This is a genomic window from Terriglobales bacterium (genome assembly GCA_035764005.1).
Lineage (GTDB): Bacteria > Acidobacteriota > Terriglobia > Terriglobales > Acidobacteriaceae > Gp1-AA112.
On record DASTZZ010000055.1, the window covers coordinates 1 to 26,730 of the forward strand.

A 26,730-nucleotide genomic window follows, 5' to 3' on the forward strand; every position below is an offset into this window, starting at 1 on the left:
GCTCGGGTTGCGTCCCCGCAGAGCCCTATCCTCCGCTCAGCTATGCGCAGAGTGGACTATCAACAACCAGCCGAGCAATAGGTTTGCATTGAACGGCCCTTACCCCCTTAATTCCGTGTCTCACTCCAGGGGTTCACTTCAGCTGTGAATCCGCGACGCGCTAAAAAGCAAAAACACGACACGGATAACACTGGAAGCCACGATCGCACGGATCGCATGGAGCCGCGGAGCACAAATCCGAAGCAATGCCGGACGGCACCCAAGGTGACAGCGCCTGGGCGAACTAGCTTTGCGTTTCAAAGTTCTCTGTGTATAATACTTCCGAGGTTGTGATGCATCGTTTCCTGCTCCTGCTTGGGCTCGGCGGAGCGCTGCTCGTGGCGGGCGCCTGCGCCAAGCAGTCCTCCGACTCCTCGCTGATCCAGGCTGTGCGGAGTGGTTCGCTCGACAGGATCCAACTTCTCCTCGATTCCGGCGCCGACGTAAACCTGCCCGGACCTACGGGAGACGGATGGGAGGCTACGCCGCTGCAGCATGCGATCCTGGCACGGCAGTCGGGCGCGGTTCGGCTTCTGCTGGAACGCGGCGCCGATCCGAATCGCGCTGCCGGCTCGAACTCTCCGGCGCCGCTACTGCTGGCGGCGGGCGACACCGATCCCACTTTCGTCAAGCTGCTGCTCGCACATGGAGCAGATCCCAACGTTGAAGGTGAAGATGGTGTGACGCCGCTGGCTCGTGCGGTCTCGGCGGGCACGATCAATGGACCGGACCGCCCGATGTTCGGGGGCTGCCGCGTCGAAACAGTTCGTGCGCTGCTCGCGCACGATCCCGCGCTTCACTTAAAGCAGAATTCCGCCGGAAAAAAAGCGATCTGGTGGGCGCACTTCCAGAGGTGTGGAGAGGTGCTGAAATTAATTGGCGAGTAAAGCAATAACCATGATGAAACCGGCGCCACCGCCGGTCAGATCTTGGATGAGCCCCATCGGATTCGGTGCAACAACTCTGCCACCAGGCCTCATCTTACCTAGGATTATCGAGGGAACTCCACTCAGGGGCCTTTCACATCTTGAAGGTGAAGCATTCCATTTTCGTGCTTGTTGCCTGTGGATTTGGAATTTTGAATGGCTGCCGCGGTCTTGGCAGCGCATCCTCAGGCGGCATAGCGGCGGTGAATCACGTGGTCTTCATGCTGCAGGAGAATCGCTCCTTCGACACCTACTTCGGCCAGCTGAATACATATCGCGGTTCGCAGGGCCTTTCGACGGACGTTGACGGCATGCCGGCGAATGCTGCCAATCCTGCCGACGACGGCACGATGGTCTCCGCGTTCAAGCTGAATACTCTTTGCATCGAGAACCTCAGCCCGGCATGGCTCGAAAGTCATGGCGACTACAACCGCTGGAACCCCACTGGACCGGCGCTGATGGATGGCTTTGTTCACACTGCTCAGGGAATCGCGAAGTTCGAGGGTTCCAAGGACACAGCGGGCAGGCGCGCGATGGGCTATTACGACTCTGGTGATCTTCCTTACTACTATTTCATGGCGACAGCGTTCGCCACGTCTGATCGATGGTTCGCTCCGATGCCGACCAATAGTGCGCCCAACCGGATTGCCGGCTTTGCGGCGACTACGCAGGGCCATGCCCATGAACCTACCCAGGAGCTCACGACGCCGACTATTTTTCATCGGCTGTCCCAATCTGGGATTTCATGGAAGATTTACTACACGGATAACATCTCAGGCGGGGCTCCGGCAGATTCACTGGATAACTACTGGCCGTCATTCGCCAGGAGCCACGCTGGGAACATCGTTCCCGTGTCACAGTACCTGACCGATGTCCAAAACGGAACTCTGCCGGCCTTTGCGTTCATCGAAGCCGGATACTTCAGCGGACGCGATGAGCATCCTGGCATTGGCGAGAATATTCAGGCAGGACAGCAATATGCGGCGTCGCTGATCAACGCTCTCATGGCGAGTCCATCATGGAAGGATTCGGTCTTCATACTCAGCTTCGATGAAGGCGGCGCAGCGTACGATCATGTTGTCCCAATGAACGCCGTGCAGCCGGACGGGATTGCGCCGCGCGACCTCACGGCGACCGATCCTCCTGGCGACTTCACGCGTACTGGGTTTCGCGTGCCGCTGATCGTGGTCTCGCCATTTACGCGTAAAGGATACGTCTCGCACACGGCCGCCGATTACACCGCGGTATTGAAGTTCGTCGAAACGCGCTGGAACCTCCCCCCGCTTACCAAACGTGACGCCGCGCAGATGGACATGACCGAATTCTTCGATTTCGCCAGTCCACCATGGCTTACGCCACCAAACCCACCGGCTGCGAACGTCGATTCAAGCCGTTGTTACGACAGTCTGCCGTAATTCGTCGGCTAAGTGTCCGCAGAATTGAAGACGAGGGGACTGAGCAGAAAGCCGAATCAAAACGGCCGTATGTTTGTTCTTACCGCATGGAGACCGACTACCCGGCTGTCTTCGGCAGCACTGCCAGCTCTGGTCCGCCGGCATACGGAGAGCCTGCCGCCGGCACCAGCACACCGGTGTTGGAATTGAAAACATAGAGTTGATTGCTGTTGGTCGCAAATACGTGATTCGAGTTTTCCCACGCTACGTTCTGAAAGTTTGCGCCAGCATTTTGTGCCGGCCCGACAGGCACCGGCGTCCCATTCCCGTTTAGGGAAAAGGTCTGGACGCCGCCGTCGCCGGCAACGGCGAGAAAGCTTCCCGTGGGATCGAAGTTTACCGCGACGGTGTTCGCGGTGCTCGAGGCCGTCTTCACTTGAGAGGAGGCAATGGTCGTGAGCGTTCCATCGGCATTGATACTGTAAGTCATCACATACGTTTCATTGCCGACTTGTCCGGAGCTTGCATAAGCGAATGGGAACCACACCACTGCAAGATATCCCTTTGCGGATACAGCGAGTCTCTGCGGACAAAAGGCCTCTCCGGGATTTCCTGTGGGTCCATGGACTGTTCCGGGATCGATCGTTTTCAAAGTACCGTCGGACGCACGCATGTAGGCAAAGATTCCATTCACTCTCGCACCACACTTCGACGTATAGCCATATTGGTTATCAGGCGAGAACACTTCCGGAGCCATTGGAGTCGATGGTCCCGAAAGGTATTGCACCTGCTGCACGTTTGAACTGCTGCCCACACGAAAGACGTTTACGCCACCGTTGATATTGGTGCCGACCGCCGCATAGAGAGAAGCTCCCGTGTGATCGAGTCCGAGTTGAAATGCGATGTCTCCCTGATTGGGATCTCCGGCGATTGCGCTCGTGGTGTTTGCGAGTGTGAGCGCTCCGCTCGACTTATCGATAGAGAAGACGCCCAGGTTGGTTTGTCCCTGAGCGATTGCAAACAGATTGGAACCATTCGTGACAACGTTGGTGTTCTGAGCCAGGCTTGCGGCATACGGCGAGCCCGAGAGAGGAGTCAGCGACCCATCGGAGTTCACTCCGTAGCCCGTGATTGCGCTGGTCGTCGCAGCATATGCATAGGAGACGAAGCTCGTGCTCGCTCCGGCACCGGAACCGGCAGAGCCTCCGCTTCCTGATCCGGATCCCGCCGAGCCGGAGCCACCGGATCCGGCTGAGCCAGATCCGGACCCTGAACCGCTACCTGAACCGGAGCCGCTACCGGTACCCGGCGCGCCAGCGGAGGGATTATTAGTGTTGCTCGTGCTGTTGCTGCTCGTGCTCCCGCATGAAGCGAGGAGAGCGACGTAGAGGAGGAGACATAACGACGTAAGTAGAACGGACAGCCTGCGCATACGATTACACCCACCTGATGATGTGCTGTTTACGCAATCGGATGGGACCAGCAGGACCGAGGTTGCACTTGGTGCCGCCCCATGAGAGTGGCTGGACCGGTTCTCTAGCTAACTTGAGGGATTTAGTGTCTTATTCTTTGTTGACCAGTGTAGATAACGTATTGCAGAGCCAAACTACGATTGCCAACTACTCCTTATATATGTAGGTGCAAGCATGGCTGCCGTATTGAAGCGATCGTGCCGGCCAATGACGATCAAAGTTCTGCAATGCCTTGGTAGGTGTACGTCATGGGACGAGGTCCGGGAAGATACATGTTCCGTTGCTTCGTAATGCGAAACCCCGCAGCTCGGATTAAGTCATCGATTTTGCGGTTGAGGTGACACCCGCCTGTGAAGTGCTTCCACACAGGCGTGATGCGATCCTGCCATCGGACAACGCTTGCGTCGAGCGAGCGTCCATGCTCAACGAAGATCATCTGACCATCTCGCTTTAACACGCGCTTCATCTGCTGCAATGCCAGCACCGGATTGGGAATCGAGCACAGCGACCATGTCACTACGATTGTGTCGACACTCGAATCGGCGAGTGGAAACGGCTGTTCGGCAGATTGAGCGAGGAATGTGACGTGAAACCCAACATGCGATGCTTTCTCTGCTGCCATGCACTGCAGCTCAACCGATGGATCAACTCCATAGACGCGATGAACCTTCGATGTGTAGAACGGCAAATTCAAACCTGAACCGATGCCGATCTCGAGCACGTCTCCACGCGCGAGCGGGATAGACTCTGCCCGAAGACGCGACGCATCCTTATTCCTCATTGCGAAGTCGATCAAGTGCGGCAGAACGTATTTGCGGTAGAGAGCCACTAAGCTGCTAAGCTCCTAATCTTCTAAGCTGAACACAAGACAGAGAATAGATGATCGGAACTCGATGTGGGCGCAGCACCATGTTGACAATTCATGGCAAAGCCACTTAGGCTGCTCGCCGTGCGGCGCACGGCGCAGTGCAGGATTGCTAGTGGTCGCCGCCACTTGATACCCCATTCTTTTTAGCCGGCGTAACTACGCTCGGAGGATCGATGAAAACGTTTTCACGCCGTGACGTTCTGAAGACCAGCGTGCTCGCCTCTGCGGCCGCGACAGTCCATGGCATCGCACCGCTTACCGCCGCCATGGAGACCGGACCAGAAACCCTAGAACGGTTCCCGGAGCCCCCGGTGCTAGATACGAATGCTGAGGCCATGAAGAGCGCTGGAAGGGAGCGGCTGCTTCTGGATTTTGGCTGGCGGTTCCATTTTGGGCATGCCAGCGATCCTGATAAGGACTTTGGCTTCACTGGCAATTTTCAAAAGACCGGCAACTTCGTTCCCGCGGGCACGCTGGCGTTCGACGACAGCGAGTGGCGCGAATTGGATCTGCCGCATGACTGGGCGATTGAGCTCCCGTTCCAAAATGATCCGGCGTTGCGGTCAAAGGGTTTCTATCCATTGGGTAAGAAGTACCCGGCTACGAGCGTCGGTTGGTATCGGCGTGTGTTCGAACTGGCTCCAGAAGACAAAGGCAAACGTATCAGCGTTGAGTTCGATGGGGCTTATCGCGAGGCAATGGTGGTCTGCAACAATTTCTACGTCGGTCGACACAGCGGAGGATACGATCCATTCAGCTTCGATCTCAGCGACTTCGCCACGCCCGGCGGGCGCAACGTGCTGCTGGTGCGCGTTGACGCTACATCCAGTGACGGATGGTTCTACGAAGGCGCGGGAATTTATCGCCACGTATGGCTGGTCAAAACCAATCCTGTTCACGTTCCCCAGTGGGGCACCTTCGTCAAAGCCGATGTGAAGCCCTCCGAGGCGAACCTGTCGATTCTTAGCGAGGTGAACAATGACAGCGATGCTGCAAAGAACGTGCGTGTGGTCTCCACAGTTCTGAGCCCGTCGGGAGAGACGGTGGGCCGTGCAACCAGTTCCGCGCAATCCATCCCAGATCGGGAGATGCGATCGTTCGAGCAAAAGATCAATGTCAAAAACCCGCTGCTGTGGTCGCTGGAAAGACGAAACCTGTACAGGCTTGTGACGGAAGTTCAGGCCGAGAGCGGTGTGGTCGATCGCTATGAGACCCGTTTCGGGATAAGAACCGTGGGGTTCGACGCCAACAAAGGCTTTCTGCTTAACGGAAAAGTCGTCAAGCTGAAAGGCACATGCAACCACCAGGATCATGCCGGCATAGGAGCTGCTTTGCCGGATGCAGTGCAGTACTATCGCGTGCGCAAGCTGCAGGAGATGGGCTGCAATTCGCTGCGAACCTCACATAATCCACCTACGCCCGAACTGCTCGATGCCTGCGATGAACTTGGCATGCTGGTCTTTGATGAGACCCGCATGATGTCGTCGAATCCCGAGGGTCTGAACCAGTTTGGAAATCTTGTACGCCGCGATCGCAATCGCGCGTCCGTCTTCATGTGGTCGATGGGCAACGAAGAGGGGCAGGCGAATACAGATAAAGGACTGAAGATTCTCAGCGCAATGAAGGCGCTGGCTTACCAACTCGATGGCTCGCGACCGGTGTCGATCGCCCCCATCCGCGCGATTGGAGTTGGCGGGCTCGTCGTATGCGACGTCATGGGCTACAACTATCAGGACCCGCAGGCCGAGCAATACCACGAACACAATCCCACAAAACCAATGATGGGCACCGAGACGGTGAGCGCCGTTGGTACACGGGGAATCTACGTAACTGACTACTCAAAAGGATATGTAGCTTCCTACGATCCCTACACGACTACCGGACGCGCTTCGGCGGAAGGGTGGTGGCGCTTTTGCGATGCGCAGCCATGGCTTTCGGGCGGATTTGTTTGGACCGGGTTTGATTATCGCGGCGAACCTTCTCCCAACGGTTGGCCTAACATCAGCTCGCAATACGGAATCATCGACACCTGTGGTTTCCCAAAGGATTCGTTCTACTACTACAAATCGTGGTGGAAAGACGAGCCAGTGCTTCACCTCTTCCCACATTGGAACTGGACCGGCATGGAAGGCAAGCGCGTGGCCGTGTGGGTCTATTCCAATCTGGATAAAGTGGAATTGCTGCACAACGGGCAGAGCCTCGGAACCAAGGAAGTCAAGAAAGATTCGCATGCTGCCTGGGTGGTGCCGTATGCGCCCGGAACCATCGAGGCGCGCGGCTACAAAGGCAATGCGGTGGCCATGACGACCAGGCGCGAGACCACCGGGCCAGCAGCCAAGCTGGTGATGTCGTCGGACCGGAAGGAGCTCTCGGGCGATGGTGAGGACGTCGCGATGTTCGCCGTCGAAGTGCGCGACGCTCAGGATCGCGTTGTGCCAATTACGAACAACGAGGTCACGTTCAAGGTATCGGGTGCAGGAAAATTGATCGGCGTAGGCAACGGCGATCCCACAGATCAAGCCTCCGACAAGGGAAGCTCACGAAAGGCTTTTTCGGGATACTGCATGGCCGTGGTGCAATCCACGAAGGGCGAGGGAAATCTCAGTGTAGAGGCGAGTTCGCCCGGGCTGAGTTCCGCAACTAGCTCGATTCCGGTAAAGTCAGTAGCGCTGCGCCCGCAAGTGTCTGTGTGGGAGCGCGAAGTTCCAAAAGGGGAAGGTGTTACGGGCTCATGGAGACCGGAGCCGCCTGCGGAATTTTCCGGGCCTTCCCTGGGAGATACACTTTTCTCGTTTAAGCAGGAAGGAAGCACTCTGAGCGGCGTCGTGGAAGGCGTTGGCACGAACTTCTTCGGAGGCGGTGATGTCCCTATTCCAATCGCGAATGGGAGCATCGATGGCAGCAGCTTGAGTTTCAAAGCGGGAAACAACACCTTCAGCGGCACTGTCAAGGGCGAGCGAATCGAGCTGCAGCGTTCGACTCCTCTTGGATTTCCGCCGCCGGTGGTGGAGAAGCGACCCGACGCACCGGACATCGGTCCTGCGCCGGATGGCTCAGATCCGTCACGGGGACCGGTGCGTCCACCGTCGGTGATCGCCGTCGTGCTCAGGAGAGTGCAGCGCTAACGAAGAGGGTTCCGGTTGTTTCGAATGCGAGCTCCTGCAAAGTTCGTTCTTCTCGCCGATGACGATCTTCGGATCGAAAGTTGTTCTCGCGTTACCTGGAAAATCTTGGCTTGAAGGTAATCGCCACAGACGATCCAGACAGAGGAGCCGAAAAGCCATCAGAACCGGTGCCGCCCGAAGTTCAATACGTCCAAGAGTGACGAGCGGGCGCTCGCCGACGCAATTTTGAAATGCATGCAGCAATGGCGGTAGAAGCGTAGTTGGCCCTGCGGCTTCTTAAATGCGTCAGTGTGAGTGATTCAATCGTAGACTCGGCTCAATTTGAACTTCCGGCTGGGAATCGCCCATAATCTTTTCGATGGCGCGGATCATTTCTACAGGAGATGCGCCCTTTACCATGTTGTAATCGGCTCCGTCGCAGTAGTCCTTTCCCACCCAGTGTCTCGACGAGAGCATGATCACAGGCACTTCGCGACGGATCGCCTTTATCTGTTCTGCTGCCGTCGCGCAGTCGTACTGCTCGCTTTTTGCATCGGCGTCCACGATAACTGCGTTCACCGGGTAATTTTCAATGAGATGCCGCAGGTTGGTCATGTTGTCCGCCGTGAGAACGTTGTAGTGCTCGGTCTCCAACACGAGCTTCAACGGCGATAACCGCTGCTCTGGTTCAATCAGCAGAATCACTTTGTTTTTCCGGTTCGGCATTCCAGTTACGATGTGCGCAATAAAGCGGGCGGTTTGCTTCCGTGAGAGCCAAAGATGGCTTCGCGTGACACAACCCTCTTGCTATCACGGCGGTATCGCTCACGTCTGCAGGAAGACCGTTTGTAGCCGCGCGGGATCCCACGTTCCCCCAATTGCCGTGTGGGCTCGCGTGAGGACAAGAGTCCGAGTAGAGCATTCACTCATTGAGGCATCGCCCAATGGTCAAGGGCTTCGACTCACTTTTGGCACTAGCGAATGTGAGAAGGCTAAGCCCGCGGGGCATCGTAGCGTGATAAAGTCGGCCTGACTTCCTGACCGAATGACGCAACCAGAGCACTCGATTCCATCCGCATACACCGGCCTGTATGCGATGCGCTCCACGGCCAACTCCAGCCACTCCGGAGACGTTAGGTTCCTGTGGCGCACCGATCGGCTGGCGGAAGCGGTAGTCGACGATTTTGCGCGCTTACCAGAACAGCAGTGGCGCGCGATCCTTGAGATGGCGCTTGCCTCAGGGATTGAAGCCGTGCCGCAGGCGCCCGAGTCGATGCGTCGGCTCTTTGCACAACTCGAACACACGCCGGAGTGGATCGATGTAGGGCGCTGCAACCTTGGCGGCGCGACGTTCCTGCGCTGCAGGCTTGGCTTTGCCGCGCTTGCCCTGCTCTCTCTGCCACTGATCTACAGCTGGCCAGCGGGCAACAAGCCACTCGCGTTGTCTGGAGAGCTGGTCCATCGCGCCTCGCAGCGGTTGAAGGACACAACCCGCTACGTTTTCGCGGTCTCTCAGCGCGACGGGCTGGCACGATTTTCCCAAGGATTCACCATGAGCGTTCGCGTTCGTCTCATCCATGCGCAAGTTCGACGCCTGCTGCTCGATTCCGGCGCGTGGCAATACGAAGCCTGGGGCGCGCCAATTAATCAATGGCATATGGCGGGAACAAATTTGATGTTTTCCGTTGGAGTACTCGATGGTTTGTCGCAGCTTGGCTATCGCTTCACGCGCGCAGAGCGTGAAGCACTGGTTCATTTGTGGCGATACGCCGGGTATCTACTCGGTGTAGACCAGGAGCTTCTCGCGAGCGATGAGTCGCAGGGGCGAACTTTACTCGAGCGGATGTTCAATTTCGAGCCAATGCCGGACGAAGACTCACGTGCGCTCGTGAATGCGCTGATGCACACCTCATTCGAATACGTGTCCAACTTCAAAGTTGGACGACTGTGCAGCGTAAAGCTGTGTTACGGGATGTCGCGCACGCTGATTGGCGAAACACGGGCATCAGCGCTCGGGTATCCCCGGACCGCCTGGCGCTGGCTGATACCGATCGTGCATCCTGCCACATGGTTGATCGAAACGGCTCGAATCTTCAGCACTCGCGTACAAGCATTGGCAACAGTTGCCGGACCCAAGGCGTTTCGTCATCTGCTCAGCGATCGCGGACTGAAAGGAAGGACCGGCGATTTTCCCATACCGCGACGCCTCGCTGTCCGCCAGCAAACTGACACTCCATCTGTTCGCGAGCAGATTCACAGAGGATCGGAATGAGCGAATTAACTCACGTCGTCTGTCTCGGTGGTGGATGGGTAGCGATTCATCTCGCCCGCGCGCTGCGACCTGCCATTCGTCGGGGCAAGGTCAATCTCACCGTGATCAGCCGCGACAACTATTCCACCGTGCATGGCCTGATCGCGGAGATGCTCACCTGCAAGATCCATCCGCTGCAAATCAACGCGTCGGTCCGAGAGGTTATTGCTCCGGCTGTCCTTCACAATGCAGAAATCGAGAGCATAGACGTTGCGACGCGGCAGGTGCGCACACGGCGGCTGCTCGACGGGCGGGTTCATACATTGTCATACGATCACCTCGTGGTCGGCGTCGGTTCAGTGGAAGACTTCTCGCGCTATGCAGGCATCGCCGAACATACCTTTCCGCTTAAGACCTTCGCTGATGCTTATCGGCTGCGCAATCACCTCCTGACGGTGCTTGAGATGGCAGCTATCGAGTCCGATCCGGAAGAACGGCGGCGGCTGTTGACGTTTGTGATCGCCGGAGGAAACTATGCGGGAGTTGAAGTCGCAACCGATCTCGCCGACTACTTCCGCAGGCTCACCCGCAGACGTTATCGCGAGTTGCGGACCACAGAATTTCGCGTGGTGTTATTGGAACACGGAGCGCGCATCCTTCCCGAATTGGGCAAGCGCTATCCCAAGCTCGTGAGCTACGCGGAGAAGCGTGTGGCGGGGCTCGGCGTCGAGGTTCACCTCAACACCGGACTTGATGCCGCGACAACTGAAGGAGCGGTCACCAGCGCCGACAAGCGCATATCCACACATACCATCATCACCTGCACGGGGATGAAGTCGTCGCCTTTGCTCGAACAATTCCCGTTCCGGCGGGATCAGCGCGGACGGCTTGTCACCGATGAATTCTGTCGTGTGCCGGAGGCAGACAACATTTGGGCGGGCGGCGATTGCGCGGCGGTTCCCCACCCGGACGGTGGCTCGTGCCCTCCGCTGGCGCACTACGCGCAAAAGGCCGGCGAGAACATCGGCACAAACATCCTTCGCGTGCTCGCGAGCAAGCCGTTAAAAAAATATTCATTCAATGGACTGGGAGAGGCATGCACGCTCGGTCATCGTTGCGCCATCGCGCATATGAAAGGTCTCCAAGCGCACGGATATTTCGCCTGGGTCGGATGGCGCTTTATTGTGCTCACGATGTTCGTGCCGAGTTGGACGCGTCGCGTCCGACTCATGTCGGACTGGTGGTGGACATTGATCCTTGGTAGAGACGTGGTGAATCCCCGCATCGTGGAACGAGGAACTGTTGGCCATTTGCTGTATGAGGCAGGTCAGATCATTGTCGCCGTCGGCGACACTCGGCCGTATCACTACCTCGTTGAATCCGGAGATGTCGAAATCATTTCTGAAAACAAAACGCGGCTTGGCTCCGTGCCCCAGGGTGGCTATCTGGGTCACACCACTCGGCCAAGTGTCGATTGTTGTATTCGCGCAGCGAGCCGCGTGCGCCTCCTTGTCCTCGATGATGACGCCGCGAAAGCGCTCAGCTTGGTGCGGCCTGACATCGCCATGCTGCTCAAAGAAGGAGCGGGCGCTGCGACGGCCTGCAAATGAATCCGTTTGAGACTACGCTGTTGGACGCTCTCTTGAACCGGCGTTCTCGCAGGGTCGGCCTCGGGATGACGATCCCGTTGGGGCCGTTCGAATACCAAAGTCCGCACCGACCAATTCCTCTTACCGAAGACGAAGAAGCGGCACTGGCATTCGCGGCGTGCGGTGTCACCGGATACGCGCTGGCCGATCTCTCATATGGGCCGGCGCAAGGCGGCAGCATGCTGGTCGGCCGACTTGGGCGCACGGTTGCCAGCCCAGATGCTGTTCACTCCGTAGCCGTAGTGGTAATCAACGACAGCGGAACGTGGCTGCTCAAACGGCCGCAGGACTTCTCGATATCAGAACTTTCGGAGCTCATGGGCATGGCGCGCGCCAGAGAGTTGACGGAGCTGTATCGGCGCAGCCGGATTCAGCTCTCTAACCATCGAATCGCTCCGCCGCTCGAACCGGGATACAACTTTTCTATCAATCGTTGGTCACTGTATGCACCAGGCACGACATATTTTTTGCCCATCATTGAGACTACTGCTCTCACCATCAATGCATTTCTTGAGCTGTTCGATGAAGGCATGGGAGTCTTCCTGCGCGATGAACGTGCGTGGTTCCGGCCAGCGGGCATAGGTCGGTTCGCGCGCAGTAACGGCGGGCATCTTCACGATGCTCCGGGTGATGAACGCACCGCCACCATTCAGATGGCGGAGACCTCTTTGCTCGAATCCATGGCAACCGAGCACGGGATGGTTCTTCAGAATCTCGCGCTCATGACCGAAGCGCTCGGACTCGGAGGTTTTCCCAACTTCGCTCGCCACGAGTTCAGCTGGTTTCAGGCCTTGGAATTTCGCATGGCGAAGCTGCCGGCGACACGTTACGCAGGAGCTCCGCGGTGGTTCTCTACCCTTGCTGGCTGGTTCGGCAAGGACATTGCGGTACCATTCCCGCTCGGTTTGGAGCGCGGCAGTCGCGTTCTGCTGCAGCCCTTCTGCCCGCCCTATTATGCCTCGATGCGTAAAGCGGTCAAGGCCTTCGTTGATACTAAGTTTGGTCCCGCCGGAGCGTACCGAGATGGAACAGAGCAAAGTTCCTGGCGCAACCCAGGATCGATCGCCGAAAAGATCGCTGCTCCATCGAGCGCGGCCGTCGACGCAACCATTGCTTATTGCGAATACATTTATCAGCGCTATGGACGCTTTCCCGCATACACGGCGCCGTTCCGTACAGTAATTGGATTTCAGGTGTGTCGCGTCGATACCGATTACTACGATCGCTTTCACCGCGAGGAGGTGCTTCCCAATTCAGTTCGCGACGCTACCGCACGGGCGCTGTCCAGAAGTTTGAAGTAGGAGTTCGCAACTCGTAATCTCGGCAACTACTTTCTATTATTCGACTAACGCCATCATTCCAGCCTGTTCGGCGACCCCATACGACGATCCTGGCGCTGACGTGAGAACTCCGTTCATCCAAAGAAATACGCAGACACTCTTATCGGAAATGCTCGAGGCAAACAGCAAAGTGCCTGACTCGCTAAATCGCACATTACTCATCTCGCCTGCCCCGATTGGACCAGCTAAATGGGAATGCCCCGAGGCTGGATCGAAGGTATAGACGTGTACTCCATCGTTTTCTGTAAAAAGCAGGTATTTTCCAGTCGGTCCCACACCACAGGATTCCCAACTTGAGACTGCGCCTGCGGAGATCCTTGGAGCTAGCTTAGCGTCTCACGTCTGCGGGAAGACCGTTTGTAGCCGCGGGGGTCCCACGTTCCTCCAACACCTGCTGTGGGCTTGCGTGAGAACACGACTGGCGAGTAGAGCATGGACGGTTAAGGGTTCGGGGCCGGAGGGAGCGGCGCGTCCGGTTTACCGCGAGCTTCTGTTCTTGAGCTCCAGCATATCAGAATGGCGACCAATCATCGATTGTCGTACCACATCGCCGACCAACGGTGAACTTGGCAGAGTCGGGCGGGGCTCAGTTGGCAAATGTTTTCGTAAATGCCTCCCCGAGGTTCGCTGGGTCCCGAGAATCACCGCTGATATGGTGGCTCCGCTCACCAGCACTGGATACCAGATCTCCGCGAACCATGGTCTCGGGATCAGGAAGAGCACGTCGATGTTGCGCAGCGAGGTCGGCCAATGGATCGTCGCCCACAGGCCAGCGTAATAGATCAGGTCCCAAATTGAGAAGCACCATAGAAACAGCGCCCATCGCTCTCTGGCCCTGCGTGCGCCAATGAATGGCACCGCGACGAGCATGATGATGGTGGCCGCTTCGCGGAAGGTCTCGGTCTTCAGCAGGCGGTCGGGCAGGACGTGCAGCGCCTGAGGATTCGCAATCTCATTCGGCTGAATCGAAAACGACTGTAGGCTGGGAAGGTTGCCGCGCAGATAATCGACGCACGCAGCCTCAACGAATCCAAATGCCGCCGCAAACGCAGCGGCAGCAACCAGCGTCTTCCACTCGATCGCAAGCCTTTCTCGCCGCCAAAAATAAAAGGAGACAACCGGAATGAGAATCAGCAGATTTACCCACCAGGGTTGAGCCAACAGCATGAATGCAACCTCTATTCAGTGGGATTATAGAGACGCGCGCTAAGAGCGAAAACCCGACACGGACTACACGGATGGGCGGATGACGAAAAACGGCTGTCGGCCTTCGGCTTAAGCGGACGAGCACCGAGGATCAGACTGCCTGTTTGAGCGCCGGAGCTTCGGCGGGTAGCGAGGGCAGAAACACAGAAAAGACGGTCCAGCTCCTGCCGGGTACCGTGCTGCTCCTCACGCGAATCGATCCATGATTTTTGTCCACGATGTTCTTGCAAACCCACAGGCCCAAACCGGTGCCAACATCCTTCTTCGTTGTGAAGAAAGGTTCGAAAAGCCTTTGTCGATCTTCTGCGGGAATCCCTGGACCGGAATCTGCGATGGTGATCCGCACTCCAGTCAAGGGCTCGACCGGATGATCGCTGTGGCCGGAGACTCGAATGCGAATCTTTCCCCCGGCCGGTACCGCGTCCATACTGTTGCTTAGAAGGTTTGCAAGGAGCTGGCGGATTTCACCCGGAACGGCGTAGATATGGGAATCGTCGAGAATTTCCGGACAAATTTCAACTCCCTTGTTGCGGCTTCGAGATCCAAAGACCGCGATGAGCGGATTCAGCAACTCGCCGATGCTTACAGTGCTCGGCGTCGTGGTGTCGCGATAAAAGCCGAGTGTCTGCTTGGTCATATGCGAGATGCGGTCGAGCTCTCGTTCCGCATCAGCAAGAAATTCGCGCACATCGTCGCGCACTGCCCGGTCTTTGGCCAGATAGACAAGGTTGGTGACAGCTTCCAGGGGATTGTTAATTTCGTGAGCCACAGTCGCAGCCAGCTTTCCAACAGACGCTAGTTTCTCGCTAGTTCGTAACGCGTGCTCAGCCTTCTTCTGTTCTGTAATGTCGCGGGCGATTTTCGCAGCTCCCACGATGCGGCCTGTGTTGTCTTTCACCGGCGAGATGGTGAGAGAAACGTCGATGCGTTTGCCGCTCTTGGTTAGCCGTACGGTCTGGAAATGCTCGATCCGTTCTCCCCGTCCGATATACGCGAGGATGCGGTCTTCGTCCTCTTGCAGCTCGGGGGGAATCACCGTACGAATGGAATGCCCGACCATCTCTTCGGGCCTATAGCCGAAAATCCTCTCTGCGGCTGGATTCCAACTGGTTACGATGCCGTTCAAGTCTTTGCTCACGATGGCGTCGTTTGAGGACTCGACGATCGCAGCCAGCCGTTGCGAAACGAGAAAAGCAGCTTTAATCTTTTCCGCCGCTTCCTTTTGCTCGTGGATGTCAAGACATCCGCCCAGATAGCCCTCGAAGGTCCCATCCGGCGCGAATCGAGGAACGCCATGATCGAGAATCCAGCGGAATTCGCCGGTGTGATGCCGCAGCCGGTAGTGCATTTCAAATGGCTGACGCGCATCGAAGGAGCTGACGTAGATCTGCAGGCATCGGTCGAAATCGTCTGGGTGGACGTTCTCCGTCCAGCCGTTCCCGTATTCCTGCTCTAGAGTACGACCGACGAAATCAAGCCAGCTTCTATTGAAGTAGTTGCAGAGCTTGTCTGTTCCGGACATCCAGACCATGACGGGCATGGCCTCGGTAATCACTTTGAAGCGCTGCTCGCTCTCGCGGAGACTCCGCTCAAGCTCCTTGACCACATTTGGTGGCGACGCCGTAGCATTCGGCCTCTTGCCGGCAACCTTGCCAGTCGAGTCCTTTTTCCTTTGTTTGTGTACGCCGGAAGAACTCACGTGTCCTCGCAATCCGTGTTCAGGGTCAGCGACCCGAGCCTGCCGCGCGCAGACATTATTGGATGCTGCAAACCAGCAGCTTTGCTGCTTTGCTGCAACTTAGACGTCAGTCGGCGGTTATGCCGACTGACCCGAGCCGCGATCTTACCGACTGAACGGTCCGCCGCCTCTGCACCAGCAGCTTCGAATGAAAAATTATACAGAGCGCGTTCACTCACGCCTTGCACTCAACTTTAGTTCCCCGGCTACACCGCGAAAACCTCGGCGCTCGCGTAATTCTGGCGTTATTCAGATTCTTTATGATCTTTTGCGGCTTCGCTCTTTGCTCGCGCGATTTCTTCCATGCGCTTGCTGAGTTCGCGTTCGAAGCCCTCCATGGTCGGGTGGTAGTAGCGGCGATCGCGGAGGTTGTCGGGAAGACATTGCATGTCGGCGACTTTCGATTCCAAGTCGTGGGCATACTGATACCCCTGACCGTAGCCGAAGGCCTTCATCAATCCAGTCGGCGCATTGCGGAGATGAAGAGGAACAGAATCGGCGGCGGTCTTTTCGACGTCCTCGGTAACAGTTCCGAAGGCGGTATAAATCGCATTCGATTTTGGAGCCAGCGCGAGATAAGCCACGGCTTGCGCCAACGCCAACTCGCCTTCCGGCGTGCCGAGAAAATCATAAGCATCGCGAGCTGCAAGCGTGATGCTCAGGGCTTGTGGAGATGCGAGGCCGATATCCTCGACCGCCATTCGCACAACTCTGCGAGCGATGTACAGAGGATCTTCGCCGGAGGCGAGCATGCGCCCGAGCCAATAAAGCGACGCGTCCACGTCGCTGTTGCGCACGCTCTTGTGCAGCGCTGAGATCAGGTTGTAGTGCTCCTCCCCTGACTTGTCGTACAGGAGCACGCGCTTTTGCAGCGCGTCGGTGATGATGTCTGAAGTGATGGCGGCCTTAGCACCTTTCGCAGCATGGTCCTGCGCTAACTTCGCCGCGATCTCAAGGACGTTGTACGCGGAACGCGCATCGCCGCTGGCGTAGGCTGCGACCTTTGCCAGTGCGTCATCTTCGGCGCCGACGTCCATGGCTCCGAGACCACGCTCGCGATCAGCCAACGCTCGGCGCAGCAGCGACACTATTTGTTCTTCCGTCAGCGGTTTTAGCGTGTACACGCGCGAGCGCGAGAGCAGTGCCGAGATGATCTCGAATGACGGATTCTCGGTGGTTGCACCGATCAGACGGATGTTGCCTTTTTCGACATGAGGAAGAAATGCATCCTGCTGGGCTTTGTTGAAGCGATGAATTTCATCGACGAAGACAATGGTCCGCGTGCCGAAGTCGCGAGCTTTGGCCGCATCGGCCATGACTTGCTTGATTTCCTTAATTCCGCTCAGCACGGCCGAAAACTCGATGAAGTCAGCTTTCGTGACTCTGGCGATGATTTGGGCAAGAGTGGTTTTTCCCACTCCGGGAGGCCCCCAGAAGATGATGGAGCCAGGATCATCGCGTTCAATCTGTAGGCGCAGGGGCTTGCCGGGAGCGAGCAGATGCTCCTGGCCGACCACTTCGTCCAAAGTGCGCGGACGCATGCGCTCGGCCAGCGGCGTGGATGCGCTCTTCGCTGTCTCACGGTCGGGCAAAGAAGAAAACAGATTCATCTGCGCGCGCTCCGTTGCCGCTGGGCTTCATACAATGCAACAGAGGCCGCAACTCCGGCGTTCAGCGACTCCACCCGAGTTTGCGGAATGGCTACGAACTCGTCGATAGCTGAGAAAAGTTCTCGCGAAATACCCGCTCCTTCATTGCCGATAAACAATGCACAAGAGCGCGTGAGATCTGAGTCCTGCAATCTGCGTGCATTTTGCGGGCTGCTTCCATCCGGATCGGCGGTTTGCGCCGATCGCGGCGCGACCAGCGCAAGTGCCGCGATCTCGCGAGACTTCAACTCGGCCGTCAGATCCTCGGAGGATATCTTTATGACGGGAAGCCGGAAAACGGAGCCCGCGGAGGCACGAATTACCTTTGTGTTCCACTGGCTCACCGTGCCTTCAATGGAAATCATTGAGCCAGCACCAAAGGCCTCTGCTGAGCGGACAAGCGTCCCCAGATTTCCCGGGTCCTGAATTCCGGCGGCCACAATCACCAATGCTGGACTGGGACCCAGTGCGGCCTCGAGGTCGAATCGAGGAATCTGTACGAGTGCGGCGATGCCCTGCGGATGCTCAGTCGTTGCAGCGCTGTCAAAAACGTCATTCGGAAGGAGCAGCGCTTCCGCGTGCTTGCTGAGCTGATCAAGGATGCGTTCAGCCCTCGCTTGCGCAGACTCTCGTACGAAGAGCGCGTGAACTTTCAAGCGGCTGCGAATTGCCTCTTCGATCAGGCGGATTCCTTCGACCGCACAGAAGCCGTCATTCGAGGTTCCCTGCGCGAAAGCCTCGCGCAACTTCTTGACCAGCGCATTTTGCCGGCTGGAGACCGGACGCAGTCTTTGCCCGCTTTGGGAGGATACCGACATGGCTTGAAATTATTGTATTCTGCGCCACTTGCAGTTCCGGATGACGATGCGGCTCGCATGATTTATGCTTAGCATCGCCCGTTTCACTTACTTCGCGCCGATAAGAGGAACAATTGCCGGCAGAACTTCTGAAGATCAACAGCAGCCAGCCGGAACCAAAACTAGTAAGTTACGCTGCCGAACGCATCCGCCAGGGCCTGGTGCTGGGAATGCCGACGGACACCTTCTACGGCCTTGCCGCCGATCCGGTGAACCTTCGCGCCGTGGAGCGCATTTACGAGATCAAGAGCCGCTCGCGCCACAAGCCGCTCTCGCTGCTGGTCGAAAGCATCGATCAGGCAGCCGATCTTTCGCGCAATCCTCCAGATGTATTCCATCACCTTGCGAGGAAATACTGGCCGGGACCGCTGACCATCATCGTGAAGGCCAGTTCGCGATTGCCGTTAAAAGTGACGGCCAACACCGGCAACGTTGCTCTCCGCGTGCCGGACTCCCCGATTCCTGTGGCCATCATTCGCGAGATTGGATTTCCCATTACCGCAACCTCGGCGAACCTGCTGGGAGCGTCTGAATGCACCACGGCGGAGTGTGTCCGCGAACAAATGGGCGATCGAATCTCCATCATCGTCAACGGCGGCCGCACACAGCGCGACGTACCGACCACCATCGTCGATCTAAGCGGCAATCCCATGCAGTGGCAGATCATCCGCGATGGCGCAATTCCCGCGGATGAGATTTCGCCCATCCTCTGGCCTGATGTCGAGCACGACTAAATCGAGCGTGTGGTTCCGGATCCTTGCAGCTCTCTTCATGTTTGCGGTGATTTGGGTTTGCGGTGTCTATTGGTTCGTTAATCGCCAGGCAAATAAGGACGAATCTCAGAGAGCGGACGCCATCGTTGTTTTCGGCGCCGCCGAATACGCCGGCCGTCCGTCGCCTGTCTATCGAGCGCGCCTGGACCACGCTTACACCTTGTTTCGTGAAGGCATGGCGCCGCTGATTGTCACCACCGGCGGTGGCGCGCAGGATCCACACTTCACCGAAGGTGGGGTTGGGCGAGATTACCTGGTGAGTCGCGGGGTTCCAGATCGGAACATCATCGCCGAGACGCAAAGCAACGACACCAGCGAATCCGCAGTGCGCGTCGCGAATATCTTCCGCGAGAACGGAATTCACACTTGTCTCGCAGTGAGCGACAGCTATCACATGTTCCGCGTCAAGCAAATGCTCGGACGAGAGGGAATCACAGTGTATGCTTCACCCCGACCTGACTCCCGCCTGCCCAGCCAATGGGAACGTATTCGCCTCAAGCTCCGGGAAGTCATGAGCTATACCGCGTGGAAACTCCGCCTGCCAATTTGAACTTCCAAACCGCAAGTGACCGAAGTCACCTTCGCATCCTGGTGATAATCAGCTACTCTGCAACTGTTGTTCCGCTTGCGGGTTTGAGGCAAGTGGAGGCTGTGAATGGGACCAAGGCTCGCAATTCTATTTTCCGCAGGCGCATTGGCGCTGATGTCCGGCTTGCCGGCACGCGCGGCGGAGAAAGCTTCGATCTCATATCCCAGCCAGCCATCCACGAAGACCGGGTGCCCCGCAGTCATTCAGGGACAGCGCAACGTCCTGGAGATGGTCGCTGAACAGCTCGACCTCTCGGATGGACAGAAATTTGAGTTGCAGAGCCTGCTCCAGCAGGAGCACAAGCAACTGACCGCTCTACACCAGGATTTGAATTCGACCGACGCGCAGAAGAGCGCGAGATCTCGCGAGATCAGGCGCCAGACTAAGAACAGCTTTGTAGCCGTTTTGACTGCCGATCAGAGACGCGAATTCAACAGGATTATGGGGCGATAGCTCCGAAAGTTCTAAAAGCGACAGCAAAAACGAACAGCAGACAAGCGACTGGGCGGACTCAAGAGTCCGCCCGATTTTTTTGACGTGGGTTGCGCGAACAGATAGAAGTTAGAAGACGCAATGCTGCGGCTCGCAATCCAATCTGCGCTGTCGGTGCTCACGCTGTGCGGAGTCGGCTTCTGCTTCGTTTCCATTTGGAGCGCACGGCAATTTCGTCAATGGGTAAGCAAACAGTTGCCAAGCGGCTTCGCCCCGTCGGTTTCCATTTTGAAACCCGTTAAGGGAGCGGATGAGGACTCATACGAAGCGTTTCGCAGCCATTGCGTGCAGGACTACGGCAGTGAATACCAGATCATTTTCGGAGTGAACGACAGCGCAGATCCTGCAATTCCGTTAGTGCAACGGCTCGTCGCCGAATTCCCGGCCCGCGACATTCGCCTCGTGATTTGCTCCGAAGTGTTCGGCACGAATCGCAAAGTGAGCAATCTGATGCACCTGCTACGCGAAGCCAAATACGATTACGTGCTCGTGAATGATGGCGACATTCATGTTTCCAGCGAATATCTAACCTCTGTGATGGGAGCTTTCTCCTCGTCCAAAGTGGGAATGGTAACTTGCCTTTATCGCGGAATCCCCGGCAAGACACTGGGCTCGCGACTGGAGGCTCTGGGCATTTCGACAGACTTTGCAGCCGGCGTACTCACAGCATGGCTCATGGAAGACGGACTGCGGTTCGGCCTGGGTTCGACTCTGGCCATGAGGCGTACAGCTTTGCAAACGATCGGCGGCCTTGAGACCGTCGTTGACTACCTCGCCGACGACTATCAATTGGGAAAGCGCATCGCCGAATCTGGTTTCAAAGTGGAACTTGCTCCCGTCGTGGTGGAAACCTCAGTTCCACCGTATTCATTCCGTGAGTTTTGGGAGCATCAGATCCGCTGGGCGCGCACCATGCGCGTCTCCCGCCCCGAGGGATACGCTGGTCTGGCGCTCACGCACCCATTCGCGTGGTCAATCTTGCTGGTATTTGCCAGTCCAGGCGTGTGGTGGTCGTGGATTCTACTGATGGCGGCTTTCGCTGCTCGAGCCGCATGCGCATTTAGTACGGGATTGCTGACGCTACGGGATCGCTTCCTATTTCGGGACTTCTGGCTGGTGCCGCTGCGGGACTTGCTTGCATTAGCAATCTGGATCTGGAGTTACGCCGGCAGTTCGATTACGTGGCGAGGCGAGCATTTCCGGCTAAAGGACGGTCGAATGTTGCCATTAGCAAGAGCTCAATCCAGTTCACATCCTGAACCTGCAAAGCCCAGCCCTGCCGAAGCTCAGCGACGATAAGCTGGCGGAAGGATCACAATTTCCCTGCGCGTATCCCCAGTGCACGCCCAGGCAAAGCAGACGATCCAACCGATGATCGACCAGCCCAAAAAGAAGTTCCACAGGAAAATAGCGCCTGAACTCACGTGCCGACGCTGATGCGCGACGATCGCCGGCAGAAAGTACATTGCCACTCCGCACAGAAACGCAAGCATGGTGAACATCGCACGCCTCCTGCTGTTTATTACGCGTTGATTGTACGTTTTGTTCCATTCCTCGCAAAGCATCCTGCCCATCTGGCTGATGCGGCGTCGCGGGCTCCACGCCAATAATGCCCATCAAGGTAGTGGAGAAGAAAAAATGGCAATAGCAGTTCAGGCCCAGTGGGACACGCTTTCAGGACAGTTCGCGGAAGTAGCTGAGCAGGCGAGCAAGTTTGTGGTCGCTGTGCATGGTGGTGGCGGACGAATCGCGGTGAGCGGGATTCTCTGGCGCTCAGGAATTGTCGTAACGGCAAGTTATGTGCTCCGCCGCATCGGAGAGTACGAGGTTGTCTTATGGGACAAATCGAGCAAGAAGGCCTCGTTAGCTGGGCGAGATCCAGGAACTGATCTGGCGGTACTTCGCGTTGAGGGTTCGACTTCCACGACGAGTCAATTCGCGAATGCCGACGAGATACGCGTAGGGCAAGTGGTTCTAGCGATCGGACGCTCCACGCTGGGGGACTTGTCTGCGAGCGCGGGCATCATCGCGCGCCTCGGAGATTCATGGCAGACCTGGCGCGGAGGTCGGGTGGACAGGCTGTTGCGTCCGGATGTAACGCTCTATCGTGGCCAGTCGGGAAGCGCTCTTGTCGACTCGCGCGCTCGAGTGCTGGGGATGAACACTTCGGCTCTGGCGCGCTCAGCAGCCATCACCGTTCCGAACACCACGGTTGATCGCGTGGTCAACGAAATCCTGCAACACGGTGGGGTCTTCCGCCCCTATCTTGGCTTGGCGATGCAGCCAATCGCAATCCCACCGGAACTCAAAACGAGGTTCAACCTGCAGTCGGAAACAGCGCTGATGGTGATGCAGGTGGAAGCGTCAAGTCCTAGTGCCGACGCGGGAATAACCCTTGGCGATGTTGTTGTCGGAATAGCCGGCGCTCCCGTTCAGGGCATCGAGGAGATCCAGCGGGCGCTTTCGATAACCAAGCGGGGAGATTCCGTGGACGTTGAATACGTTCGTGGGGGGCAGCTCGCGTCAGTCAAAGTGAAATTGTCCGACCGACCAAGAAACTGAAACATCTAACCGTGCAACATGGCAACTATTTTCGCCGACAACTCGCTGCGAGGAGCCGGTCCTAAGTTGCGGGATCGCGCAGTTTCGGTTGTGATTGGTGCGGGGTCCTCGGCGGTTCGGCACAAATTGGAGCAACTCGCTCGGAGTGCCGGCATGCAAGTCATGCCGGAATCTTCGAAGCATGATGTTGTTTTGTATGGCATCGATGCGCATTTCACATTACCTGAGTCCACTGAAGCCCTGACCGTTTTAACTCGGCAGAGCGCTATCTGCATTGTTTGCGTCAAGGACGCCGATTCAATCCAGCCCATCTCGCGACTACTGCAGGCAGGCATCTCCGCAATCCTGCCGATTGAAATCGAGTTAGCGCAATTCCGTTCCGCACTTGAAGCCGTTCGCTCCGGCTTGCAAGTGGTACATCCATCCTTCATCCAACAGAAACGCCGTTCTATCACCGCAGAGAACGCAGCAGAGGAACTCACTGATCGGGAGCAGCAAGTCTTGTCAATGATGGCCGATGGATTAGGCAATAAAGAGATTGCTGTTCGTCTTGGCATCTCGACGCATACCGTCAAATTTCACATCAGCTCTATTTTGGGAAAACTCGGGGCCGGCTCTCGTACCGAAGCTGTCAGCATTGGCATGCGAACGGGTAGAGTGCTGATCTAGTCTCCAGTCGCAGGCTGGACTGGGCGATGACGCATCGCCGCTCTACGTGAGAAGCGCAGACGGAACCGGTCAAGGTAGAGGTAGACCACCGGAGTGGTGAACAACGTGAGCATCTGGCTTACGAGCAATCCCCCAACGATGGCGATACCGAGTGGCCGTCGCAGCTCGCTTCCCGTTCCGGTACCGATCGCAAGTGGCAATGCGCCGAACATTGCCGCCATGGTGGTCATCATGATGGGGCGGAAGCGGAGCAGGCAGGCTTCTCGGATCGCTTGCTCGGGCGTTCGGCCGCCTTCACGTTCCGTCTGCAGAGCGAAGTCGATCATCATGATGGCGTTCTTCTTCACGATGCCGATCAGCAGAATGATGCCAATCATGGCAATCACCGTGAACTCCGTATTGGTCAATAACAGAAAGATCAGCGCACCAACGCCCGCCGACGGCAAAGTGGAGAGAATCGTCACCGGATGTACGACGCTCTCATACAACATTCCCAAGACGATATAGACAGCGGCCAGAGCAGTGATGATGAGAATTGGTTCGCTCGAAAGCGAATCCTGAAATGCCTGCGCAGTACCCTGGAATCCGCCATGCACGGTGCTCGGCATGCCCATCTGGCCTTCGACAGCGGCGAGCGCATCCACCGCCTGTCCAAGCGAGACGTTCGGGGCCAGGTTGAACGAAATTGTGATCGCAGGAAATTGTCCCTGATGCGCGACTGAAATCGCAGTCTCCGACATCTGGAAGTGCGCGAACGCGCTGAGCGGGACCTCCATTCCACGGGAGGAGTGGACGTAAATATTCTTCAACGAATCCGGACTTTCGCTAAAGCGGGGATCCACTTCCATAACGACGTGGTATTGGTTCTGGTCCTGGTACATGACCGAGACTTGCCGCTGACCAAAAGCAGAATAGAGCGTACTGTCGATCGCTGTCGGCGAAACTCCCAGTCGAGAAGCGGTATCACGATCAATGACCACGGTTGCTTCCAGGCCATGATTCTGCTGATCGCTCGATACATCGCGCAGTTCGGGCATTCTTCGCATCTTCTCGTAAAGGCGAGGTGCCCAAGTGAGCAAGTCCTGCAGGTTGTCACCTTGCAGCGTGTACTGGAATTGGGAATTGCTCTGACGTCCGCCGACGTTCACGTCCTGCACGGGAACCATGAAAAGCTGCGCGCCGGGAATGTGCGAGAGCTTCGGACGAAGCCGATTCACGATGTCAAACGCAGATTCTTTCCGTCCCTGCCCCAGTGGCTTCAACTGGATGAACATGCTGGCGGAATTCAGGCCACCTCTGCCACCAGTGAAACTGATCGCCGTATCAATGGCAGGATCTTTTAACACGATATCGTTGAGCGTTTGCAGCTTCACCGTCATCGCGTCAAAGGAGACGTCCTGCTGGGCCAGAATGCCGCCCGAAATGCGCCCCGTGTCCTGCTGCGGGAAAAATCCTTTAGGGATGATCCAGTAGAGATAGACGCTCAAGCCGATGGTCATGAGCGTGATCAGCAACACGAGAGGCTGATGGTCGAGCACCCACTCCAGCGAGTTGCGGTAGGTTCCCAGCAGCCAATTGAAGGCCCGCTCGCCTGCATTGTAGACGCGGCCATGCTTGCGTCCGTGTTCCGACCGCAGGAACTTGGCGCACATCATTGGTGTGGTGGTCAGTGATATCACGAGCGACAGCGCGACGGCCGTACTCAGGGTGACGGCGAACTCGCGAAACAGTCTGCCGACGATTCCTCCCATCGCCAAAATGGGAATGAAAACCGCAATCAGAGACGTGCTCATCGAGAGCACAGTGAAGCCGATCTCACGAGCCCCAAGAAGGGCCGCCGGCATGGGCTTCATTCCGGCTTCCAGATGTCGCGTGATGTTCTCGATCACCACAATGGCGTCGTCTACAACAAATCCGGTAGAGATCGTCAGCGCCATCAGCGAGAGGTTATCGAGCGTGTAGCCCGCCATGTACATCACACCAAAGGTGCCGATGAGCGAGAGCGGAACTGCAACGCTGGGAATGATCGTTGCCCACCCACTCCGCAGGAACGCGAATACAACCAGGATCACCAGCACGACTGATATGGCGAGCGTCCATTGGACGTCGGTTACCGAGGCACGAATGGTGGTGGTGCGATCCATCACCACTTGAAGCTTGATCGTGGGAGGAATGGACGCCTGCAACTGCGGCATCACCTCACGCACGCGGTCGACGGCGCCGATGATATTGGCTCCGGGCTGGCGAAAGATCACCAGCAGTACCGCGGGTTGTCCATTCGCCAAACCAGCGTTATGCGTATCCTCAACCGAATCCTCCACGTCGGCGACTTCGTGCAGAAAGACTGGCGTCCCATTTCGGGAGGTGACGATCAGATTTTGATACTGGTCGGCCTTAAATAACTGATCATTGGTGTTGATCAGATAGGTATCGCCTGCGCCTGAAACTTCTCCCTTCGCAGAATGAGCATTGGCAGAGTTGATTGCCGAGCGCACCGCATCGATGCCGACGTTGAGCTTACTCAGCAGCAGTGGGTTGATTTCGACGCGAACCGCGGGATGCGAACTCCCTCCCACGAACACGTTCCCGATGCCTTCGATCTGAGAGAGCTTTTGCGCGAGGATGGTGTCGGCAATGTCGTACATCTGTTGTCGCGTCATGACCGCCGACGTAAGCGCCATGATCAGAATTGGCGCATCGGCTGGATTCACTTTGCGCCAGCGTGGATTGCTGGGCAGATTTGCCGGCAATTGTCCGCGAGCGGCATTGATTGCAGCCTGCACGTCGCGGCCGGCAGCGTCAATATCGCGATTCAGATCGAATTGCAGGGTGATGTTCGTCGATCCGAGTCCGCTGGACGAAGTCATCTGAGTGACCCCGGCGATGCGTCCGAACTGGCGCTCCAGCGGCGTTGCGACGGCAGAAGCCATCGTCTCCGGACTCGCTCCCGGGAGTCCCGCGTTAACTGAGATAGTTGGAAACTCGACTTCCGGAAGAGGCGCCACCGGCAACTTGGTGTAGGCCAACGCTCCAGCCAGCAACACCGCGATGCTCAGCAGCGATGTGCCGACGGGTCGCTTGATGAATGGAGTCGAGATACTCATGTTGAACTGCGGCAATAGGCAGTAAGCGATAGGCAATCGGCTGTTCTT

Annotated in this window: 22 protein-coding genes; 12 read left to right on the plus strand and 10 right to left on the minus strand. The window is 57.1% G+C overall.

Going from position 1 to position 26,730, the window contains the following annotated elements; all coding sequences use genetic code 11:
- Positions 1-332 precede the first annotated feature (332 nt).
- Complete coding sequence (locus VFU50_08075) at positions 333-926, plus strand: ankyrin repeat domain-containing protein (protein HEU5232800.1); 594 nt, start codon at positions 333-335, stop codon at positions 924-926.
- A gap of 146 nt (positions 927-1,072) precedes the next feature.
- Positions 1,073-2,380 (plus strand): alkaline phosphatase family protein, encoded by a 1,308-nt coding sequence (locus VFU50_08080; GenBank protein ID HEU5232801.1) that lies wholly within the window; start codon positions 1,073-1,075, stop codon positions 2,378-2,380.
- A 97-nt stretch (positions 2,381-2,477) separates the two neighbouring features.
- On the opposite strand, the gene VFU50_08085 is transcribed toward VFU50_08080, so the two are convergent.
- Together VFU50_08085 and VFU50_08090 are read right to left on the minus strand one after the other, a co-directional pair.
- Positions 2,478-3,791 carry a hypothetical protein gene (locus VFU50_08085; GenBank protein ID HEU5232802.1) on the minus strand — a complete coding sequence of 438 codons (1,314 nt, stop codon included), beginning with the start codon at positions 3,789-3,791 and terminating at the stop codon, positions 2,478-2,480.
- 254 nt (positions 3,792-4,045) lie between these two features.
- Positions 4,046-4,660, minus strand: coding sequence for a class I SAM-dependent methyltransferase (locus VFU50_08090; protein HEU5232803.1), 615 nt, complete (start codon positions 4,658-4,660; stop codon positions 4,046-4,048).
- 212 nt (positions 4,661-4,872) lie between these two features.
- Here VFU50_08090 and galA point away from each other — a divergent pair, with 212 nt between their 5' ends.
- Positions 4,873-7,824, plus strand: coding sequence for a beta-galactosidase GalA (galA, locus tag VFU50_08095; GenBank protein HEU5232804.1), 2,952 nt, complete (start codon positions 4,873-4,875; stop codon positions 7,822-7,824).
- A 285-nt stretch (positions 7,825-8,109) separates the two neighbouring features.
- On the opposite strand, the gene VFU50_08100 is transcribed toward galA, so the two are convergent.
- Positions 8,110-8,529, minus strand: coding sequence for a hypothetical protein (locus tag VFU50_08100; GenBank protein HEU5232805.1), 420 nt, complete (start codon positions 8,527-8,529; stop codon positions 8,110-8,112).
- Positions 8,530-8,848: 319 nt separating this feature from the next.
- Between VFU50_08100 and VFU50_08105 the strand changes: the two genes are divergently transcribed.
- The 3 genes from VFU50_08105 to VFU50_08115 all read left to right on the plus strand — a co-directional run bounded on the left by VFU50_08105 (position 8,849) and on the right by VFU50_08115 (position 13,004).
- Positions 8,849-10,075, plus strand: a complete 1,227-nt coding sequence (locus VFU50_08105) for an oxygenase MpaB family protein (GenBank protein ID HEU5232806.1) — start codon at positions 8,849-8,851, stop codon at positions 10,073-10,075.
- Positions 10,072-11,664 carry an FAD-dependent oxidoreductase gene (locus VFU50_08110; GenBank protein HEU5232807.1) on the plus strand — a complete coding sequence of 531 codons (1,593 nt, stop codon included), beginning with the start codon at positions 10,072-10,074 and terminating at the stop codon, positions 11,662-11,664. The genes VFU50_08105 and VFU50_08110 overlap by 4 nt, the downstream gene beginning before the upstream one ends.
- 65 nt (positions 11,665-11,729) lie before the next feature.
- On the plus strand, positions 11,730-13,004 hold the full coding sequence (locus VFU50_08115; GenBank protein ID HEU5232808.1) for a hypothetical protein: 1,275 nt from the start codon (positions 11,730-11,732) through the stop codon (positions 13,002-13,004).
- Between the two features lie 36 nt (positions 13,005-13,040).
- On the opposite strand, the gene VFU50_08120 is transcribed toward VFU50_08115, so the two are convergent.
- The 5 genes from VFU50_08120 to VFU50_08140 all read right to left on the minus strand — a co-directional run bounded on the left by VFU50_08120 (position 13,041) and on the right by VFU50_08140 (position 18,454).
- Positions 13,041-13,319 carry a hypothetical protein gene (locus tag VFU50_08120; GenBank protein HEU5232809.1) on the minus strand — a complete coding sequence of 93 codons (279 nt, stop codon included), beginning with the start codon at positions 13,317-13,319 and terminating at the stop codon, positions 13,041-13,043.
- Between the two features lie 201 nt (positions 13,320-13,520).
- Entirely contained in the window at positions 13,521-14,210 is a 690-nt protein-coding gene (locus VFU50_08125) for a hypothetical protein (GenBank protein HEU5232810.1), read from the minus strand.
- A gap of 130 nt (positions 14,211-14,340) precedes the next feature.
- Positions 14,341-15,948, minus strand: a complete 1,608-nt coding sequence (locus VFU50_08130) for a PAS domain S-box protein (protein HEU5232811.1) — start codon at positions 15,946-15,948, stop codon at positions 14,341-14,343.
- Positions 15,949-16,232: 284 nt separating this feature from the next.
- Positions 16,233-17,597, minus strand: coding sequence for a replication-associated recombination protein A (locus VFU50_08135; GenBank protein ID HEU5232812.1), 1,365 nt, complete (start codon positions 17,595-17,597; stop codon positions 16,233-16,235).
- Positions 17,594-18,454, minus strand: coding sequence for an RNA methyltransferase (locus tag VFU50_08140; GenBank protein HEU5232813.1), 861 nt, complete (start codon positions 18,452-18,454; stop codon positions 17,594-17,596). Before VFU50_08140 ends, VFU50_08135 begins: the two co-directional genes overlap by 4 nt.
- 113 nt (positions 18,455-18,567) lie before the next feature.
- Between VFU50_08140 and VFU50_08145 the strand changes: the two genes are divergently transcribed.
- The 4 genes from VFU50_08145 to hpnI all read left to right on the plus strand — a co-directional run bounded on the left by VFU50_08145 (position 18,568) and on the right by hpnI (position 21,646).
- The gene (locus VFU50_08145; protein ID HEU5232814.1) at positions 18,568-19,227 is read left to right on the plus strand and encodes an L-threonylcarbamoyladenylate synthase; all 660 of its coding nucleotides are present in this window, start codon (positions 18,568-18,570) and stop codon (positions 19,225-19,227) included.
- Between the two features lie 37 nt (positions 19,228-19,264).
- A complete protein-coding gene (locus VFU50_08150) occupies positions 19,265-19,816 on the plus strand; it encodes a YdcF family protein (protein HEU5232815.1) in 552 nt (183 codons plus the stop codon).
- A gap of 105 nt (positions 19,817-19,921) precedes the next feature.
- A complete protein-coding gene (locus VFU50_08155; GenBank protein HEU5232816.1) occupies positions 19,922-20,308 on the plus strand; it encodes a hypothetical protein in 387 nt (128 codons plus the stop codon).
- 120 nt (positions 20,309-20,428) lie between these two features.
- Positions 20,429-21,646, plus strand: a complete 1,218-nt coding sequence (gene hpnI, locus VFU50_08160; protein ID HEU5232817.1) for a bacteriohopanetetrol glucosamine biosynthesis glycosyltransferase HpnI — start codon at positions 20,429-20,431, stop codon at positions 21,644-21,646.
- Here hpnI and VFU50_08165 read toward each other — a convergent pair.
- On the minus strand, positions 21,634-21,849 hold the full coding sequence (locus VFU50_08165) for a superinfection immunity protein (protein HEU5232818.1): 216 nt from the start codon (positions 21,847-21,849) through the stop codon (positions 21,634-21,636). The genes hpnI and VFU50_08165 overlap by 13 nt on opposite strands.
- A gap of 136 nt (positions 21,850-21,985) precedes the next feature.
- Here VFU50_08165 and VFU50_08170 point away from each other — a divergent pair, with 136 nt between their 5' ends.
- Positions 21,986-22,909 (plus strand): trypsin-like peptidase domain-containing protein, encoded by a 924-nt coding sequence (locus VFU50_08170; GenBank protein HEU5232819.1) that lies wholly within the window; start codon positions 21,986-21,988, stop codon positions 22,907-22,909.
- 18 nt (positions 22,910-22,927) lie between these two features.
- Positions 22,928-23,578 (plus strand): response regulator transcription factor, encoded by a 651-nt coding sequence (locus VFU50_08175; GenBank protein ID HEU5232820.1) that lies wholly within the window; start codon positions 22,928-22,930, stop codon positions 23,576-23,578.
- On the opposite strand, the gene VFU50_08180 is transcribed toward VFU50_08175, so the two are convergent.
- A complete protein-coding gene (locus VFU50_08180) occupies positions 23,575-26,682 on the minus strand; it encodes a multidrug efflux RND transporter permease subunit (GenBank protein HEU5232821.1) in 3,108 nt (1,035 codons plus the stop codon). The genes VFU50_08175 and VFU50_08180 overlap by 4 nt on opposite strands.
- Positions 26,683-26,730 lie beyond the last annotated feature (48 nt).